Here is a 242-nt window from a genome sequence, read left to right as displayed (position 1 = left end):
CCTCTATAGCATCACCACTCCAAGTACACCCATCTCTTAAAACTGTATTTAAGTGGTTAAAAGCTAGTTTCATTTTCGGATGATATAAGGCCCCTATCTTGAATGGATGATCACCATCCCGTATTTTTTCAGCTAATGTAATTAATTCCTCAGCCTTTATTTCATGCTCGGTATCCTTTATCATGTGCCGGATAAACCTAGCCATAAAGGTATGATCTTGATAAATTGTTCTATCCATATCG

The 242-nt window shown here is 37.2% G+C and carries 1 protein-coding gene; it reads right to left on the bottom strand.

Annotation, left to right across the window (positions count from 1 at the left end):
* On the bottom strand, window positions 1-184 hold a 184-nt coding region (locus tag AOA59_RS32970), incomplete at its 3' end, for a hypothetical protein (RefSeq protein WP_218212241.1).
* Between the last annotated feature and the right edge of the window lie 58 nt (window positions 185-242).

Source organism: Pseudomonas sp. 2822-15, from assembly GCF_002742515.1.
GTDB classification, from domain to species: Bacteria; Pseudomonadota; Gammaproteobacteria; order Pseudomonadales; family Pseudomonadaceae; genus Aquipseudomonas; species Aquipseudomonas salomonii.
The sequence above is the reverse complement of the archived record's forward strand: the minus strand, read 5'-3'. Positions and strand labels throughout refer to the sequence as shown.